Source organism: Streptomyces sp. NPDC057253 (genome assembly GCF_042669125.1).
In the GTDB taxonomy this organism is placed as follows: Bacteria; Actinomycetota; Actinomycetes; order Streptomycetales; family Streptomycetaceae; genus Streptomyces.
In genome coordinates this window covers 56326-72490 of record NZ_JBHUXV010000019.1, presented here as the reverse complement: position 1 = coordinate 72490, position 16165 = coordinate 56326, and the positions used below count along the sequence as shown (strand labels likewise).

14 protein-coding genes and 2 pseudogenes are annotated in these 16165 nt (G+C 72.4%); 10 read left to right on the top strand and 6 right to left on the bottom strand.

The features are described 5' to 3' along the window. From ACFULQ_RS13400 to ACFULQ_RS13385, 4 genes and pseudogenes are all read left to right on the top strand, one after another. A complete protein-coding gene (locus ACFULQ_RS13400) occupies positions 1 to 942 on the top strand; it encodes an ABC transporter permease (RefSeq protein WP_383542386.1) in 942 nt (313 codons plus the stop codon). Further along, positions 939 to 2687, top strand: a complete 1749-nt coding sequence (locus ACFULQ_RS13395; RefSeq protein ID WP_383542383.1) for a dipeptide/oligopeptide/nickel ABC transporter permease/ATP-binding protein — start codon at positions 939 to 941, stop codon at positions 2685 to 2687. The genes ACFULQ_RS13400 and ACFULQ_RS13395 overlap by 4 nt, the downstream gene beginning before the upstream one ends. After that, a pseudogene (locus tag ACFULQ_RS13390) lies at positions 2684 to 3166 on the top strand (ATP-binding cassette domain-containing protein); the annotation flags it as partial. The gene ACFULQ_RS13395 and the pseudogene ACFULQ_RS13390, both read left to right, overlap by 4 nt. Positions 3167 to 3326: 160 nt before the next feature. After that, positions 3327 to 3524 carry a hypothetical protein gene (locus tag ACFULQ_RS13385; protein WP_383542380.1) on the top strand — a complete coding sequence of 66 codons (198 nt, stop codon included), beginning with the start codon at positions 3327 to 3329 and terminating at the stop codon, positions 3522 to 3524. A 96-nt stretch (positions 3525 to 3620) separates the two neighbouring features. Here ACFULQ_RS13385 and ACFULQ_RS13380 read toward each other — a convergent pair whose 3' ends face one another. Then, positions 3621 to 4601 (bottom strand): LacI family DNA-binding transcriptional regulator, encoded by a 981-nt coding sequence (locus ACFULQ_RS13380; RefSeq protein ID WP_383542377.1) that lies wholly within the window; start codon positions 4599 to 4601, stop codon positions 3621 to 3623. 204 nt (positions 4602 to 4805) lie between these two features. Between ACFULQ_RS13380 and ACFULQ_RS13375 the strand changes: the two genes are divergently transcribed. Further along, on the top strand, positions 4806 to 6149 hold the full coding sequence (locus ACFULQ_RS13375; RefSeq protein ID WP_383542374.1) for an MFS transporter: 1344 nt from the start codon (positions 4806 to 4808) through the stop codon (positions 6147 to 6149). A gap of 182 nt (positions 6150 to 6331) precedes the next feature. Further along, positions 6332 to 6642: pseudogene (locus ACFULQ_RS13370) on the top strand (alpha/beta hydrolase); the annotation flags it as partial. Positions 6643 to 6649: 7 nt separating this feature from the next. On the opposite strand, the gene ACFULQ_RS13365 reads toward ACFULQ_RS13370, so the two are convergent. Genes ACFULQ_RS13365 through ACFULQ_RS13355 form a run of 3 tightly spaced genes read right to left on the bottom strand, consistent with a single transcriptional unit; the run spans position 6650 to position 8182 of the window. Then, positions 6650 to 7315, bottom strand: coding sequence for a dihydrofolate reductase family protein (locus tag ACFULQ_RS13365; RefSeq protein WP_383542372.1), 666 nt, complete (start codon positions 7313 to 7315; stop codon positions 6650 to 6652). Next, positions 7315 to 7836 carry an SRPBCC family protein gene (locus ACFULQ_RS13360; RefSeq protein ID WP_383542369.1) on the bottom strand — a complete coding sequence of 174 codons (522 nt, stop codon included), beginning with the start codon at positions 7834 to 7836 and terminating at the stop codon, positions 7315 to 7317. The genes ACFULQ_RS13365 and ACFULQ_RS13360 overlap by 1 nt, the downstream gene beginning before the upstream one ends. Next, positions 7820 to 8182 carry an ArsR/SmtB family transcription factor gene (locus ACFULQ_RS13355; RefSeq protein ID WP_383542366.1) on the bottom strand — a complete coding sequence of 121 codons (363 nt, stop codon included), beginning with the start codon at positions 8180 to 8182 and terminating at the stop codon, positions 7820 to 7822. Before ACFULQ_RS13355 ends, ACFULQ_RS13360 begins: the two co-directional genes overlap by 17 nt. A gap of 146 nt (positions 8183 to 8328) precedes the next feature. Between ACFULQ_RS13355 and ACFULQ_RS13350 the strand changes: the two genes are divergently transcribed. Continuing rightward, a complete protein-coding gene (locus ACFULQ_RS13350) occupies positions 8329 to 8529 on the top strand; it encodes a hypothetical protein (protein ID WP_383542363.1) in 201 nt (66 codons plus the stop codon). Here the strand turns inward: ACFULQ_RS13350 and ACFULQ_RS13345 are convergent. Both ACFULQ_RS13345 and ACFULQ_RS13340 read right to left on the bottom strand, forming a co-directional pair. Beyond that, positions 8522 to 9427, bottom strand: coding sequence for a hypothetical protein (locus ACFULQ_RS13345; RefSeq protein WP_383542360.1), 906 nt, complete (start codon positions 9425 to 9427; stop codon positions 8522 to 8524). The two genes, ACFULQ_RS13350 and ACFULQ_RS13345, sit on opposite strands and share 8 nt — an antisense overlap. 633 nt (positions 9428 to 10060) lie before the next feature. Beyond that, positions 10061 to 10801: a TetR/AcrR family transcriptional regulator gene (locus ACFULQ_RS13340; protein WP_383542357.1), complete on the bottom strand. Its 741-nt coding sequence runs from the start codon at positions 10799 to 10801 to the stop codon at positions 10061 to 10063. Positions 10802 to 11156: 355 nt separating this feature from the next. Here ACFULQ_RS13340 and ACFULQ_RS13335 point away from each other — a divergent pair, with 355 nt between their 5' ends. From ACFULQ_RS13335 to ACFULQ_RS13325, 3 genes are all read left to right on the top strand, one after another. Beyond that, the gene (locus ACFULQ_RS13335; RefSeq protein ID WP_383542354.1) at positions 11157 to 12662 is read left to right on the top strand and encodes an APC family permease; all 1506 of its coding nucleotides are present in this window, start codon (positions 11157 to 11159) and stop codon (positions 12660 to 12662) included. 21 nt (positions 12663 to 12683) lie between these two features. Further along, a complete protein-coding gene (locus ACFULQ_RS13330; protein WP_383542351.1) occupies positions 12684 to 14336 on the top strand; it encodes an amidohydrolase in 1653 nt (550 codons plus the stop codon). 93 nt (positions 14337 to 14429) lie between these two features. Next, positions 14430 to 16088: an NAD-dependent malic enzyme gene (locus ACFULQ_RS13325; protein WP_383542348.1), complete on the top strand. Its 1659-nt coding sequence runs from the start codon at positions 14430 to 14432 to the stop codon at positions 16086 to 16088. Positions 16089 to 16165 lie beyond the last annotated feature (77 nt).

The following is a 16165-nucleotide window of genomic DNA, read 5'->3' as shown; positions in this document are numbered from 1 at the left end:
ATGCTGCCGATCATTGTTCGTAGACTCGCCCTGTCCGTCCCCCTGTTGATCGTCGTCTCGGCGATCACCTTCCTCCTGGAGTCGTTCGTGCCGGGCAATCCGGCACGCACGCTCCTCGGCCTCAACGCGACGCAGGAGCAGTACGACGCGCTGCGGTCCGCACTCCATCTCGACCAGCCGGTCATCGCGCAGTACGGCCTCTACCTGCGCGGCGCGCTGCACGGCGACTTCGGCACCTCCCTGTTCACGGACGAGTCCGTGCTCGGGCTGATCGGCCAACGGCTGCCGGTGACCCTGGCGTTGGTGATCGGGGGCACCGGGCTCGCCGCTCTGGTGGGTGTGCTCCTCGGCGTCTACAGCGCGACGCGCGGCAGGTTCAGCCGCCGCGTGGTCGACGTGGTGTCCCTGCTGGGCGGCGCGCTGCCGAACTTCTGGATCGCCCTGCTGCTCGTGGCCCTGTTCGCCGTCAGGTTCGCCGTCTTCCCCGCCACCGGCTACACCCCGTTCGCCGAGTCCCCCGGACAGTGGGCGGCCGGCCTCGTCCTGCCCGTGGTCGCGCTGTCGATCGGCGGGATCGCCTTCATCGCCAAGGTCACCCGCGACGCGATGCTGACCACCCTCGGACTCGACTACATCAGAACGCTGCGGGCCTGCGGGATCGGGCCCTCCGCCATCATCTGGAAGCACGCGCTGCGCAGTTGCGGACTGCCGGTGGTGACCACCTTCGGCCTCACGATGATCACGTTCATCCCCGGCACGATCCTCATCGAGAACGTGTTCACCCTGCCGGGCCTCGGCACCACGGTCGTCAACGCGACCAACCAGCACGACCTGCCGGTCGTCCAGGGAGTCGCGCTCGCCTTCACCGCCATGGTGATCGTGGTGAACCTCCTCGTCGACGTCCTCTACGGCCTCCTGAACCCCAAGGTGCGTACGGAATGACCACAGTTGAGCCGCCCCCGACGGCCTCGTCGCGGGCCAGGAACAACCCCCTCGCGGGGATCTGGCGCCGTCCTCTCACCGCCGCGGCACTCGTGGTGATCCTCGGCATCACCACCGCCGTCGTCCTCGCCCCCCTCCTGGCCCCGCACCCGCCCCTCGCCCAGGACCTCCTGCATGCGCAGGCCGGACCGTCGGCCGGGCATCCGCTGGGCACCGACGGCCTCGGCCGCGACGTCCTGAGCCGGTTGCTCCATGGCGGGCGCCCCACTCTGATCGGCGTGGGCCTGGCCGTCCTCGTCTACGCCACCTTCGGCCTGACGCTCGGCCTGGTCGCCGGCTACCTGCGCGGCTGGACCGACCGGGTCATCGTCGCCGTACTGGACGTCATGCTGTCGGTCCCCGCCGTCATCCTCACCCTGGCCGTGCTCGCGATCTTCCACCAGAGCAACGCCGCCGCCATGATCACGCTCGGCTTCTTCGCCTCCGCCAACCTCGCCCGGCTCATCCGCGGCTCCTGCCTGGCGCTGCGCGAGGAACTGTTCGTGGACGCCGCCAGGGTCTCCGGGCTCAGCTCGGCACGGATCATGGCACGGCACATCATCCCCGGACTGACCGGCCAACTGCTCGTCCCCGTCTGCCTCTTCGCGGGCAACGCCCTCGCCATCCAGACCGGCCTCGGCTTCCTCGGCCTCTCGACCCCGGCACCCGCGCCGAGCTGGGGCGGCATGGTCTTCGACGCCGCGCAGGTCATGGAGCAGGACCCCTACCTGCTCCTGGTCTCCGGAGGCGTGCTGGGCCTGATGACCCTGGCCTTCGGGCTGCTCGGCGACGGCCTGCGCGACCTCCAGCAGGACCGCAAGCGCGCGACCGGCGGCCGGATCCGGCGACCGGAGACCGTGGTCGTCGCCGAGGACGCCGTAGCACCCTCGGACGGAGCCGTGCTCACCGTCCGGGACTACTCGATCGCCTTCGCCACCGGACAAGGGCAGCGCAGTGTCGTCGACTCGGTGAGCTTCAGCGTGCGCGCGGGCGAGATCTTCGGCCTGGTGGGGGAGTCCGGCAGCGGCAAGACCGTCACCGGCCTGTCGCTCCTCGGACTCCTGCCCCCCAACGGTGCCGTGACGGGCGGCTCGGCCTGGCTGGCCGGCACCCGGATCAGCGGCCTGCCGGAACGCGAGCTGCGGCGGATCCGCGGCCGCGAGATCGCCCTGGTCTCCCAGGAACCCATGATGGCCCTCGACCCCTACTTCACCATCGGCTCCCAGCTGTCCGAGGTGGTCCGGCGCACCGCCGACACCTCCGGCGGGAAGGACGCCGTACGGGTACGGGTCCGGGAGCTGCTGACCAGCGTCCACCTGCGCGACCCCGACGACGTCGCACGGCGGTACCCGCACGAGCTGTCCGGCGGCATGCTCCAGCGCATCGCCATCGCCATGGCGCTGGCCGGTTCACCGAAGGTGCTGATCGCCGACGAACCCACCACCGCACTGGACGTCACCGTGCAGGCGGGCATCCTGGACCTGCTCCGGACGCTCCGCGACGAACGCGGCATGGCGATCATCCTGATCACGCACGACCTCGGGGTCGTCGCCGACACCTGCGACCGGGCGATCGTGATGGCGCAGGGCCGGATCGTGGAGGAAGGCCCGGTCGAGGACATCTTCTACCGGCCCCGGCACAGCTACACCAGGAAACTCATCGACAGCACCCCCAGCATCGCTCGCACCGAGGGCAGGATCGCGTGACCGGAACACCCGTACTCCGACTCGACGGCCTCGCGGTCCGCTATCCGTCCCGCGGGTTCCGCAAGCCCCCGACCACGGTCATCGAGGACGTCTCCTGCGAGGTCGGACACGCCGAGACGGTCGCCCTCGTCGGTGAGTCCGGCTCGGGCAAGACCACGATCGGCAAGGCGGTCCTGGGGCTGACCCCGGTCAGCGCGGGACGCGTCCTGCTCGACGGCCGGGACATATCCCACCTCAGGGGACGGGCCCGCCGGCTGCTCTCCTCCGACCTCCAGGCCATCTTCCAGAACCCCTACGGCTCCCTCAACCCGTCGCTGCCCGTGGGCCGGATCCTGGCCGAACCCCTGCTCGCCGGTTCGGCGTTGCCGCGCCAGGAGGTCCACGACCGCATCGCCGAGCTGCTGCGCCGCGTAGGCCTGCCCGAGGACGCGGTCGACCGGTACCCGGCCCAGTTCAGCGGAGGCCAGCGACAGCGCATCGCCATCGCCCGGGCGGTGGCCCGCCGACCCAGGATCATCATCTGCGACGAGCCGACCAGCGCCCTCGACGTGACCCACACAGGCCGCCGCTCTCCACCTCCTCGCCGAGCTCCAGGGGACCCTCGGGTGCTCGTACCTGTTCATCACCCACGACCTCGCCGTGGTCAAGGAGTTCGCGGCCCGCACCCTGGTCCTCCAGCACGGGCGCATCGTCGAGGAGGGCCCCAGCGTCGACGTGTGCGACCGCCCGCAGCACGCGTACACGCGCCGCCTGGTGGCCGCCGCACCGGTCCCGGACCCGGTCCTGCAACGCGCCCGCCGCAGGCAGCGCACGGAACTGGAGGCAAGCGCTCGATGAGCCGCTGGGCGGAACGGGAGGCGCCCCACGTGCCGGCCGTCGGCGGCCGAACCGGAGGACGGCTGGCCGTGGAGGGAGCCGGGACCGGGGGGACGGTCAGGCGGACTGTCTGATGCGGATGCCGAGCTCGTCCTGGACGGGCCCGGTGGAGACCGCCTTCCCCTCCAGGGTGTCGACCACGCGGCGGGCCATGTTCCGCGCGATGGTGTTCGTGTCGCGGAAGACCGTGGTCAAGGGCGGCTGCGCCAGCGACGCGTGGGGGATGTCGTCGACACCGATCACCGCCAGGTCCTGCGGAGCGCGCAGACCGAGATGGCCGAGGCCGGCGAGCACCGCGAGGGCGATGTCGTCGTTGAAGGCGCACACACCCGTCACCGCCGGCGCCTCCGCCAGCCACGCCTTCACCGCTTCGGCGGCCCCCAGGGCCTCCAGCGGCACCGTCCGCACGTCGGGCTCGGGCAGCCCCAGCTCGGCGCAGACCCTGCGGACACCGTCGAGCCGGGGCTGTGCGAGGACGTCGAGCCCCGGCAGATCAGGGTAGGCGTAGCCGAGGCGCCGGTGCGCCGCCGCGAGGTGGCGGGCCTGCACCGCGCCGATCGGCTGCTCGGACACCAGGGGTGCCGGTTTCTCGCCCGGGACCGTGCCGTGCATCGCCATGACCACCTCGATCCCGGCGGCCCGCATCGCCCGGGCCTCCGGCTCGGGGAAGTCCTGCAACGCCAGGACCGCCGCGGGCGTCATGGACTTCCACAGCTCCCGCAGCGGGCGGGCCGGGCGAGCCGACGAATGCACCACGAAGGTCAGGCCGTGCTCGGCGAAGGCATTGGTCAACTGCTGGATGAGCTGCCCGAGGACGTGTTCGATCGGCCAGTCCGGCAGCAGACCGAGCACGATGTCCGAACGCCCCGTCCGCAGGGCTCGCGCGGCGGCCGAGGGCGCGTAACCGAGCCGGTCCGCCGCTTCCCAGACCCGCTCCCGGGTGGCCTCGGGGATCTTCTGGTGCGGAGTGTCGTTGAGGACATAGCTCACGGTCGCGCGGGACACCCCGGCCTCCCGGGCCACGTCCGCACTGGTCACCCTTCTGCCTTCCGCCACCCCGGTCACCAGTCCCGCTCTCGGTTCCGCCCCTTGTCAAAGCCCATGGCCGGGGTTAGCTTACCTGCCAGACCGGCCTCACTGGCACGCGTAAGTGAAACGAGTAGGCCGCACCTCGGCACCTGTCCGGCGCATGCCGGACCGCACTGCGGCCAGGCCCCCACCCGGTTCCCTTGAGGAGGCCGCATGTCCGACGTGAAGGCCGGACCGAACAGGCCCTGGAAGACCGCGATCCTCGCCGGCATGGCCTCCTATCTGGACGCCGGGGCGCTGGTGACCTCGGGCATCGCGATCGGCGGCTACTACGCGGCTCCCCTCGGCCTCGGCGCGGGAACCGTGGGCACCCTGCTGGGACTCCAGACCCTGGCGTTCGCGGCCGGCGCGCTCTTCGGCGGGCGGCTGGGCGACCGGTTCGGCCGCCGGAGGATCTTCACCCTCTCCCTCCTGCTCTACGCCGCCGGCATGGTGCTGCTCCTCGCGGCGACCGGACCGGTTCCGCTGTACGCCGGAGTCCTGGCCACCGGCGTGGCCATCGGCGCCGACCTGCCGGTGTCGCTGGCGCTCGCCAACGAGGAGGCACCCCCCGGCAGGAAGGGCACGATGGTGGTGTTCTCCGGCATGCTCTGGCTCGCCGGCATCGTCGTCGTCCTCGCTCTGAGCTCCTTCATGGGCGCGCAGGGCCTGCTCGGTGGCCGCATTCTCTTCGCCCACCTGCTCCTGGTGGCGATCGTGGTCCTGGTGCTGCGCGTGACCCTCGCCGAGTCCGCGGAGTGGGCGGCCGCACGGCACACGGCCGCCGCGCACCCGGCAGCCGCCCCGCGCTCCTCGGCCGCCCCCGGGAACGTCGAGTTCGGCCGCGTCCGGGAGCTCTTCCGGCCGCCGGTCCTCCAGGCCCTCCTCGCGACCGGCCTGTACTACGCGACCTGGAACCTCGGGGCGAACACCCTCGGCCAGTTCGGCACCTTCCTGTGGACCAGCCTCGTCGGAGGAGACGTCGAGCAGGTCTCCCGGCTCGCCCTGCTCGGACTGCCCGTCGGCTTCCTCGCCGGTCTGGTCTTCCTGCGGGTCATCGACAGGCCCTCCCGTCACACCTGGTTCGCCGCCGGCTCGGCGTTGATCGTCATCGCGTGGGCGCTGCCCGCGCTGCTCGGCGCCAACCGGTTCACGCTGATCGCCGTCATGCTCCTGTCCGGCCTGGGCAACGCCTTCGCGGGCGAGGCCGTCTACAAGGTCTGGACCCAGGAGCTGTTCCCGACCCTGCTGCGTGCCACCGCCACCGGCGTGACCATGGCCTTCACCCGGGCCGTCGCCGGACTCGCGGCACTGGGCACGCCGGCGTTCGCCCTCGGCCACACCCGGCTCTTCTTCGGCCTGCTGTTCGGCTTCACGCTGTGCGCGGCGGTGATCGGCCTGGCCTGGGTGCCACGCCTGCCCACCGCCCCCCGCTCCGAACAGCGGCCCACCCGCACAGCCGATCGCCCCTCGCTCACCGACCCCGTGGCAGCGGAGCCGTCCGCCTCGGCGGCCTGACCCACCGGCTGTCCGCCGCGCGGGAGGACGTCGTCGAGGGCGGGCGGCCGGATGCTCGCGTCGAGCAACCTACGGGAGCCTGATCGGCCCTCCGCGTGCGGAACCCCCGTCGGGCACGGCCCTCCGCTTCGACGCTCCCAGACCACGCCCCCTGCCCTGTAGACCTGCGCGAAGCATCTCCGGCCGAGACGGGGTGGAGTGCGCTGCTGGGCGACGCGCGGGGCACCGAGGACGTCTCGGCGTAGGCGGCCCTCGCTCGCGCGCACGACCTGTCCGGACTGTCCCCGGCCCTCATCGACGTCGGTTCGGCCGAGACCTTTCGGGACGAGGACATCGCCTACGCGAGCCGGATCTGGCAGGCGGGCGGCATCGCCGAACTGCACGTGCGGCCGGGCGGTTTCCATGGATTCGACGGCCTGGTGCCGCAGGCAGCCCTCTCCCAGGACGCCCGCGCGGCACGGCTGCGGTGCTGCGCCGACTGCTGGGGGAGTGACCCTCCGCTACCGCTTCTCGACGGTGTACGTCAGATGGGTCACCCGGGACGACGCGTCCGCGCGGGACTGGGTCAGTGTCAGTCGGTCGGGGTCGATGTGGTCGAAGAGGCGGATGCCGGTGCCGAGGAGCACCGGGGCGAGGGCGATCGAGAACTCGTCGACCAGGGCGCTGTCCAGGTACTGCTGGATCGTCTCGGCACCGCCGGAGATGCGCACGTCACGGTCACCGGCCGCCTCGCGGGCCTGGAGCAGCGCGCTCTCGATGCCGTCGGTGACGAAGTGGAAGGTGGTGCCGCCCGGCCGCTCCCACGGGGCGCGCGCGGTGTGGGTGAGGACGAACACCGGGGTGTGGAACGGCGCCTCCTCCGGCCATGCCAGCTCACCGGCGTCGAACATCCGCCTGCCCATCACGCTCGCGCCGGTGCGGTCGTACGTCGCCCGCGCGATGTCGTTGTCCAGGCCCTCCTCGCCGCCGTCGCCGAGCCCGAGGTTCTCCCGGAACCACCGCAGCGGGAACACCCACGCCTGGAGCTCCGACCACTGCGCCAGCCAGCGCCGCGCCCTCGGGTCGTGCCGGCCTTCGGAGGAGAAGACGACCTCGGCGGGTACGGCCTCCGGCGCCATGAACCCGTCGAGGGACATCGTCACGCTGAAGAACACCTTGCCCGGCATCAGTCCTCCGCTCCCTTCGGCGGGGTCCCGGCCCCGGTGCGGGTGAGGTCGGCGACGTAGGCCGCCAGGTTGCTCAGCGTCTGCTCGCCGCCCTCGATCGCGTGGTACTTCTCCACCGCCTCGTCGCGCAGTTCCCGGGTGGGGAACACCGTGCGCATCGCGATCCGGGTCCGCTCGCCGGCGGGCTCGAAGGTCAGGACGGACTCGAAGGCGTTCGGGTCCTCGCGGGACTCACCGTGCAGCAGCGCGATCCGCTCCGGCGGGACGATCTCCCGCCAGGTGATCCACTCCTGGTAGTCGGTCCCGTCCGGCCCGTGCATCACGAAGTCCCACGCCCCGCCGACGCGGAACTCGAAGGACCGCGTCGTGGTCGTGAACCCCTTCGGCCCCCACCACCGCGACAGGTGCCGCACCCGCGTGAACGCCTCGAACACCAGCTCCCGCGGGGCGTCGATCTCCCGGGAGATCAGGATCTCGCGGTCCGTGGACGCGGGGTCGCCGCCGCTACTCGTCGTCGCCATGGTGTGATCCCTCCTGCTGGGCCTGCTTCAGCTCCTGCACGTACTCGTCCAGTCGGTCGAAGCTCTCGTTCCAGAACCGCTCGAAGCCGCCGACCCACTCGTGGATCGGGCGCAGCCCGCGGGCGTCCAGGCCGTACAGCCGCTGCTTGCCCGCCTCACGGACCTTCACCAGCCCGACCTCGCGGAGGACCCGCAGGTGCTTGGACGCCTGCGGCTGGGTCATCCCCAGGTCCCGCGCCAGGTCGGTCACCGGCCGCTCGCCGCCCCGCAGCAGCACCAGGATCTCCCGCCGCTGCGGTTCGGCGATCGCGTTGAACGCGTCCGAGGTCGTCGCCGCTCGTGCCATGACGTCATCATATGCCTATATCAGCATGCGTCAACGGGTGCTGCGCGCGTCGAGGCTGAGGGGCTCGCGGTCGACGCGTGGTGCCCCAGGTCGCAGCCGGGCGTCGGCGCCCGCGACGAACGAGCGCGAGGTTGTGGTGGGCGTGGATGCCCAACTCGGTCTCGGAGGAGACCTTCATCGCCGCCGTGGCCCTGACGTCGGCCCGGACCGGGGCGGCATGGCGGACCCGCGGCGCGCGCGGTGACGGCCGGGTCGGCGACTGGCGCTACGACGACCCGGCCCTGGACCACCTCGGCTGCGACCGGCGTCCCTCCGCGCGGGACCACCGGCGGCCTGTGTTCAGCTGATGCAGAGGAGGTTGAGCACGCACAGCCCCGCGGGATCCGTCGACGAGGACGAGGAAGTCGACCCGGACGTCTGCGAGTCGCCGGAGCTCGTGCCCGTGTTCGTGCTGCTGCCCGACTCCGTGGTGGTCGTCGTGCTCGTGTCGGTCGTCGTCGAGTTGTCGGCCCCCGTGGACGAAGGCGTCTGCGCCGTCGTCGTGGTGGACGTGTTCGTCGAGCCCGTGCCGGCCCCCGTGGACGTCGAGAGCGTGGACCGCGACTGCGATCGGGAGGCGGTCGTCGCCGTCGGCGTGGGGGCGGTGACGGAGTCCGTGCGGACCGACGAGCCGTTCGTGGTGGACGCGGAGTCGACCGTGCGTCGGTGCTTGGCGGTCGTCGTGGCGGGCGTGTCCGTGGCGGACTGCTGCGTGTCGCCCGCGGTGGTGGCCGGGACGTCGTCGTCCGAGGTGGGCAGTTCCGCCACGCCCATGGACCGGTTGTCCGGCGAGGTGGCCGCCTGGGCGCGGGTGCCCGATCCCTGCTGCATCGCGGAGACGGTCAGACCGCCGCCGACGAGGGCGACCGCGGTCGCGACGACGGCCTTGCGCTGGTTCTTCTTCCAGCGGGCCCGCTGACGCCGCCGTGCCGCCCGGCCCTCCGCGACCACCGGTGCGTCCGCCACGTCCTCGGACGGGAGGTCGGCCTCGGTCCCGGCGGCCGGCTCCTGGTGGAGGCCCGACTCGTGCCAGGTGGGTGCTTCGTCCCAGGCCGGTGCCGCCGTGCCCTTCGTCGCGTAGACGTGGGCGGGGGGAGCGATGTCGGGGGCGTAGGCGCCGCATCCGGGACACGCCAGGGCGCCGTTGAGATGCCGACGGCACGAGGAGCAGTAGTCCATCTGGTCTTCCTGAGTCGACTGCACCATCGGCCCAGTGGCCGTGGCCGGTCTCGTTCGCACGGGGGATCGAGCCGAGGTAAAAGTAGCGACGCTTTCGAAAGGCAGTGTGCAGCCTGTGTGATGCTCCTGCGCAGATGTCACACGGGTGACGTGGGCGCGAAGGCCTTACGTCGCATTCGCGCCCTGGTGTCCGTCGTGCGTCGCCCCTCCAGGGGAGTCGGCCGCCCGTGAACGGGCCCCACCGTGCGTGCGGGCTGGTCAGGCCCCGCGGCCCAGGCCGAGTTCGGGTGACCCGGCCGACAGCAGCTTGTCGAGGACCTCGGGGTTCGCGATGCCCGGCAGCGCAGGGCCGTGGTGGCGCGGGAGAGCGTCTTGATGCCGGTGAAGGACCCACCACGCGCGCCGAGGCGGACCACGCCGTCGACGACCTGCTTCCCACCGCGCTCCATGAACTCGGCCTCACCTTCTACCCGTTCGCCGGCGAAGGCGGCCAACTTCCCGTATCCACCGCCGCCCCGGACATGAGCTGCCCCTGACCACACGGCTCGCCGAACTCGACGACGAGTACGACGTCCTCGGATACGACGGTGACGGGCGCGGCCCACCCCTAGAGCGCCCGATGAACGTTCCAACCCCTGAGCCCGCGAGCCACCCGAGTCCTCAGCCGCTCACTGGACCCGACCGGTTCGCGGCGCCGGTCTTCGTCCGGGCATTCCGTGCCGCCCGCGCCGCCAGCGCCTCCAGCAGGAGCTCCACCGCCTCCTCGAACGAGCTGTCCGCCATCCCCGGCAGCTCCCGGCGTACGGCGGTGAGCGCCGGGTACGTCCCCGGGTCCAGGTTCTGGTAGACCTCCCGCCAGGCCCGGTGATCGGCCTCGCGCTGCTGCCGGGGGAGTGCCAGGAACGCCGCGTCGGTGGCCGCGTGGCTGAGCACGGTGTCGATGAAGGCCAGGTAGAGCCGCACGGCGGCGCCCGTCTCGAAGCCCGCGGACAGCAGCAGCCCGACGCCCATCTCCACGGCCCGGATCTCGCTCCTGCGCCGGGTGACCCGGTGCGCGGCCAGCGCGGCGGCCCGCGGATGGGCGAGGTACCCGGCGCGGACCCGCAGGGCCATCTCGCGCAGCGAGGCCACCCAGTCGTCCCCGGGCGCGAAGCCCTCCATGGCGTCGCCGATGATCCGGTCGGCGATCGCGAGGACCAGGTCGTCGGTGTCGTGGAAGTAGCGGTAGAGCGCGGTCGGGTCGCAGCCGAGGGCCGCACCGAGCCGGCGCACGCTCAGCGCCTCCGGGCCGTGCTCGCCGATCAGCCGCAGCGCGGTCTGCACGATCAGGTCCTCGGACAGCAGGACACCGGAACGGGTGGGACGCCGACGCCGGCGCTCCTCCGGAACACGACTGGTCATGGGACGAGCTCCTCTCGACCGGGCCGGCACGGTGATCCGGCCGGGCTGCCGCAGTGATGACCAGGTCGGCGCCCTGACTCGACCGACCCGGCACGGTGACTCCACCGGGCCGGCACGCGATCGGGTCGGGCCGCCACAGCGACCCCACCGGATCGGCACCCTGGCTCTGCCGGCCCCGCACAGCGACCCCACCAGGCCGACCCCGCGCCTCGCCCGACCCCCACAGTGAACGGTCCCCACAGTGAACGGCCCCCCACCCCCTTACGTCAACAGGGTTGACCGAACATGGCCCGCCCCTGTTCCATCACCTCACCGCGCGGCTCTTCCCCCGTCTCCCGTCCCCGAGGAGCCCTCCATGTCCTCAGCACCGCCCGCCTCCACCCCGCCCGGAACCGCCCTGCGCCGCTCCCTCGGCGTCGTCGACGGCGTGGCCCTCGCCGCCTCCAGCACCGCGGCCACCACCAGCATCGCCATCGGCATGGGCACGATCGCCACCATCGTCGGTCTCCAGGCCCCGGCCCTGCTGCTCCTGGCCTTCCTGCCGGTGCTCGGCATCGCCACCGCCTACGCCCGCCTCAACCGCTCCGAGCCCAACATGGGCAACGGCTACGTCTGGGTCGGCAGATCCCTCGGCCCCTGGCCCGGCTTCCTCACCGGCTGGGTCACCCTGGTCGGCTCGGTCATCTTCTGCGCCTACACCAGCGCGATCATGGGCTCGGTCGTCCTCATCTTCGCCAACAAGGCGGGGCTGCACCGCGTCGCCGGCGTCACCCTCGACCCGACGTCCACCGGCGTCACCACCGGCGTCGGACTGGTGATCCTCGTCGGCCTCACCGTCCTCGCCGTCACCGGCATCCGGGCCGCCACCCGCTTCCAGTTCGCCCTCCTGGTCTTCGAGTACGCGGTCCTGCTGGCCTTCTGCGGCTGGGCCCTGATCACCGGCGACCACGCCTTCTCGCTGTCCTGGTTCAACCCCCTGGAGATCTCCAGCGGCAAGACCTTCGCCCAGGGCATGGTCCTCGCGGTGTTCTTCTTCTGGGGCTGGGACGCGGCCTTCAGCGTCAACGAGGAGACGAAGAGCCCCGGCGAGGCGGCCCGCGGCGGCCTCATCGCCCTGTTCGCCATGCTCGGCCTGTTCCTCTTCGCCTCGGTCGCCTTCCAGCGCGAGATGAGCCTCGCCGAACTCGTCCGCAACGGCCCCCAGGCGCTCCCGTACCTCGGCGCGAAACTGGCCGCCGAACCCTGGGCCACCCTGCCCGTCGTCGCCCTGATGTTCTCCGCCGTCGCCTCCGTGCAGGCCACCCTCATCCCGACGGCCCGCGGTCTGTTCGCCATGAGCCGCGACCGCACCATGGGACCGCTGTGGACCCGCATCCACCCGCGCTACGGCACCCCCGCCGCCGGCACGGCCGTGGTGATGGCCATCGCCGGGGTGATCGCCCTGCTCGCCGTCGCCATCCCCAAGCTCAGCGACATGCTGCTGGCCGCGGTCAACGCCATCGGCCTGATCGTCGCCCTCTACTACGGCCTCACCGCACTCGCCTGCGCCGTCCGCTTCCGCTCCGCCCGCCACCAGGGAGCGCGGGAGGCGCTGCTCGCCATCGCCGTGCCCGCCCTCTCCGGCCTGATCCTGCTGGGCCTCGGCGGTTACCTCGGATACTCGTACCTGACCATGAGCGACCACTTCGAACTGAGCCCGGACAACGGCTGGTTCATGTTCTCGCTGCCCGCCGCGATCGTCCTCGCCGGCCTCGGCATGGCCGCGGTCGCCAAGTACGTGCGGCACTCCCCGTACTTCACCACCGGGCGCGGCACCGACGCCGACGCCCTGACCCTGCCGATGGACCGCACGGCGGTCTGACCCCCACTGGAGCCCACCCCCATGTCACCCACCGCGGACCTCGTCCTCACCGGCGGTCCCGTGCACACCGTCGATCCCGCCCGCAGCCGCGCCACCTCGGTGGCCGTGCGCGACGGGCGGATCGCCGCCGTCGGCCACGACGAGGTGCGCGAGCTGATCGGCCCGCGCACCGAAGTCGTGGACCTGAAAGGCAAGTTGCTGCTGCCCGGCTTCCAGGACGCGCACGTCCACCCGCAGGGCGCCGGACTCGAACTCGGCCTGTGCCACCTCGCCGACACCGTCGACCCCGCCGAGTACCTGCGCCGGATCAAGGAGTATGCCGGCCGGCACCCGGACGCCGAGTGGATCACCGGCGGCGGCTGGTCCCTGGAGGCGTTCCCCGGCGGTGCGCCCACCGCCGCCGCCCTCGACGCGATCGTCCCCGACCGCCCCGTCTTCCTGCCCAACCGCGACCACCACGGCGCCTGGGTCAACAGCCGGGCCCTGGAACGCGCGGGCATCGACGCCCGCACCCCCGACCCCGCCGACGGCCGCATCGAACGCGACGCCGACGGCAACCCCACCGGCATGCTCCAGGAGGGTGCCGTCCATCTGGTCGGAAGGCTGGTCCCGGACCCCACCCCCGAGGACCAACTCGCCGCGCTGCTGCGGGCGCAGGCCGTACTCCACTCGTACGGCGTCACCGCCTGGCAGGACGCCATCGTGGGCGCCTACGCCAACATGACCGACCCGGCGCCCAGTTACGCGGCCGCCCTCGACCGGGGCCTGCTCACCGCCCGGGTCGTCGGCGCCCTGTGGTGGGACCGGGAGCGCGGCGCCGAGCAGATCCCCGAACTCGTCGCCCGCCGCGAGGAGTTGCACCGGGACCGGTTCCGGGCCGGCACCGTGAAGGTCATGCAGGACGGCATCGCCGAGAACCACACCGCGGCGATGCTCACCCCCTATCTGACCGGCTGCGGCTGCTCCTCCGACAACAGCGGCATCAGCTTCGTCGAACCCGGCGAGCTGAGGAAGTACGTCACCGAACTCGACGCCTGCGGCTTCCAGGTCCACTTCCACGCGCTCGGCGACCGCGCGGTGCGCGAGGCCCTCGACGCCGTGGAGTCCGCCCGCACGGCCAACGGGTGGCGGGACACCCGGCACCACCTGGCGCACCTCCAGGTCGTGCACCCGCACGACGTCCCCCGCTTCCGCGCCCTGGGCGCGAGCGCCAACCTCCAGATGCTGTGGGCCGCCCACGAACCGCAGATGGACGAACTGACCCTGCCCTTCCTCGGCGCCGAACGCGGCGCACGCCAGTACCCCTTCGGCGACCTGCTGCGGGCCGGCGCCACCCTGGCCGCCGGCAGCGACTGGCCGGTCAGCAGCCCCGACCCCCTCCAGGCCATCCACGTCGCCGTCAACCGCATCGCCCCGGGCGCTCCCGAGGGCACCCCGGAGTTCCTCCCGGAGCAGCGCCTCGACCCGGGCACGGCCCTCGCCGCGTACACGGCGGGCAGCGCCCACGTGAACCACCTCGACGACATCACCGGCAGCATCACCGTCGGAAAGTCGGCCGATCTCGTCGTACTCGACCGGGATCCCTTCGCCGGCCCGTCCGCGGAGATCGCCGCCACGCGGGTCCTGGAGACCTTCGTCGAAGGGCGGCGGGTGCACGCGGCCGACGACGCCTGAGCGGCCGTACGGACGGGTGGGGCCGCTGATTCGGACGTCGGCCGACGGGGCACAGGACTAGCTGGTCTGAAACCCGCCGACCCGAGGAACGTCATGGCACCACACAGCCCCGCCCAGGTCCGCGGAGCGGCCCTGCTCGCCGATCCCCTCCTCAACAAGGGCACCGCCTTCAGCCCCGACGAGCGCGCCGAACTCGGCCTGGACGGGCTGCTGCCACCGGCGACCGAGACCCTCGACGAACAGGCCGGCCGGGCGTACGACGCGTTCCTCGGCTACGACAAGCCACTCCACCGGCACATCTACCTGCGCCAGCTCCAGGACACCAACGAGGTGCTCTTCTACGGCCTGCTCACCCGGCATCTGGAGGAGATGCTGCCGGTCGTCTACACCCCGACGGTCGGCGAGGCCTGCCGCCGCTTCAGCGAGATCTACCGCAGGCCCCGCGGACTGTTCCTGACGTACGAGGAGCGGCACCGCTTTCGGGAGATCCTGCGCAACCGGCCCGGCGGCGAGGTCGACGTCATCGTGGTCACCGACGGCCAGCGCATCCTGGGCCTCGGTGACCAGGGCCTCGGCGGCATGGGCATCCCCATCGGCAAGCTCAGCCTCTACACCGCCATCGGCGGCATCCACCCCGCCCGCACCCTCCCGATCCTCCTCGACGTCGGCACCGACAACGAGCAGCTGCTGGCCAACGAGCACTACCTGGGCCGCCGGCAGCACCGGGTGACCGGCGAGGCGTACGACGAGATGATCGAGGCCTTCGTCTCCGCCGTGGAGGCCGAACTCCCCGGGACGCTGCTCCAGTGGGAGGACTTCGCGACCGCCCACGCCCGCCCGATCCTCACCCGCTACCAGGACCGCCTGCTCACCTTCAACGACGACATCCAGGGCACCGCGGCCGTGGCGCTGGGCGCGCTGTCGACCGCCACCAAGGTCGCCGGATCGGCCCTGACCGACCACCGGATCGTGGTGCTGGGCGCCGGTTCGGCCGCGATCGGGGTCGCCGACATGATCCGTACCGCACTCGTGGAGGAGGGCCTGTCCGAGCAGGAGGCGGCCGACCGGTTCTGGTTCGTCGACATCGACGGCCTCCTGGTGCGCTCCCGCACCGACCTGACACCCGAGCAGCGGGTCTACGCGCGCGACGACGCGGAGGTACGGCAGTGGGGCGGGGACACCCCCGATCTCGCCCGCGTCGTCGGCGAGGTGCGGCCGACGGTGCTGATCGGGCTGTCCACGGCGCACGGCGCCTTCACCGAGGAGATCGTGCGGACCATGGCCGGCTCCTGCGACCGACCGGTGATCCTGCCGCTGTCCAACCCCACCTCGAACGCCGAGGCCGACCCCGCCGACCTCGCCCGCTGGACCGACGGCAGGGCCCTGATCGCCGCCGGCTCGCCCTTCCCGCCCCTGAAGGTGGGGGACCGCGAGGTACCGGTCGCGCAGGCCAACAACGTCTACGTCTTCCCCGCCGTCGGTCTCGCGGTCGCCGCCTGCCGGGCCACCCGGGTGACCGACCGCATGATGGTCGCGGCCGCCCGTGCCCTCGGCGACTGCGCGGTCCGGGCGGGCACCGACGGGGCGACCCCGCTGCTGCCGCCGCTGGCGAGCATGCGGGACGCGGCCCGGGACATCGCGCTCGCCGTGGCCCGGACGGCCGTCGAGGACGGCGTCGCCCCCGAGGCGACCGAGGCGAAGCTGCGCGAGGCGATCGCGGCGACCCAGTGGACACCGCGGTACGCGTCCTGACCCCGGGATCAGGTGACGCGCCCGCCGCCCGGCCTCCGCGCCGGCCTGTGACAGTATCGGCGGCGGGCGCGAGGCCG

Excerpts from the sequence above, each read along its gene's own strand:
- ACFULQ_RS13395 (WP_383542383.1), top strand. The coding sequence starts at position 939 with ATGACCACAGTTGAGCCGCCCCCGACGGCCTCGTCGCGGGCCAGGAAC.
- ACFULQ_RS13375 (WP_383542374.1), top strand. The coding sequence starts at position 4,806 with ATGTCCGACGTGAAGGCCGGACCGAACAGGCCCTGGAAGACCGCGATC.
- ACFULQ_RS13330 (WP_383542351.1), top strand. The coding sequence starts at position 12,684 with ATGTCACCCACCGCGGACCTCGTCCTCACCGGCGGTCCCGTGCACACC.
- ACFULQ_RS13360 (WP_383542369.1), bottom strand. The coding sequence starts at position 7,836 with ATGGCGACGACGAGTAGCGGCGGCGACCCCGCGTCCACGGACCGCGAG.
- ACFULQ_RS13345 (WP_383542360.1), bottom strand. The coding sequence starts at position 9,427 with ATGGTGCAGTCGACTCAGGAAGACCAGATGGACTACTGCTCCTCGTGC.
- ACFULQ_RS13325 (WP_383542348.1), top strand. The coding sequence starts at position 14,430 with ATGGCACCACACAGCCCCGCCCAGGTCCGCGGAGCGGCCCTGCTCGCC.
- ACFULQ_RS13340 (WP_383542357.1), bottom strand. The coding sequence starts at position 10,801 with ATGACCAGTCGTGTTCCGGAGGAGCGCCGGCGTCGGCGTCCCACCCGT.
- ACFULQ_RS13365 (WP_383542372.1), bottom strand. The coding sequence starts at position 7,315 with ATGCCGGGCAAGGTGTTCTTCAGCGTGACGATGTCCCTCGACGGGTTC.
- ACFULQ_RS13335 (WP_383542354.1), top strand. The coding sequence starts at position 11,157 with ATGTCCTCAGCACCGCCCGCCTCCACCCCGCCCGGAACCGCCCTGCGC.
- ACFULQ_RS13355 (WP_383542366.1), bottom strand. The coding sequence starts at position 8,182 with ATGGCACGAGCGGCGACGACCTCGGACGCGTTCAACGCGATCGCCGAA.
- ACFULQ_RS13400 (WP_383542386.1), top strand. The coding sequence starts at position 1 with ATGCTGCCGATCATTGTTCGTAGACTCGCCCTGTCCGTCCCCCTGTTG.
- ACFULQ_RS13350 (WP_383542363.1), top strand. The coding sequence starts at position 8,329 with ATGCCCAACTCGGTCTCGGAGGAGACCTTCATCGCCGCCGTGGCCCTG.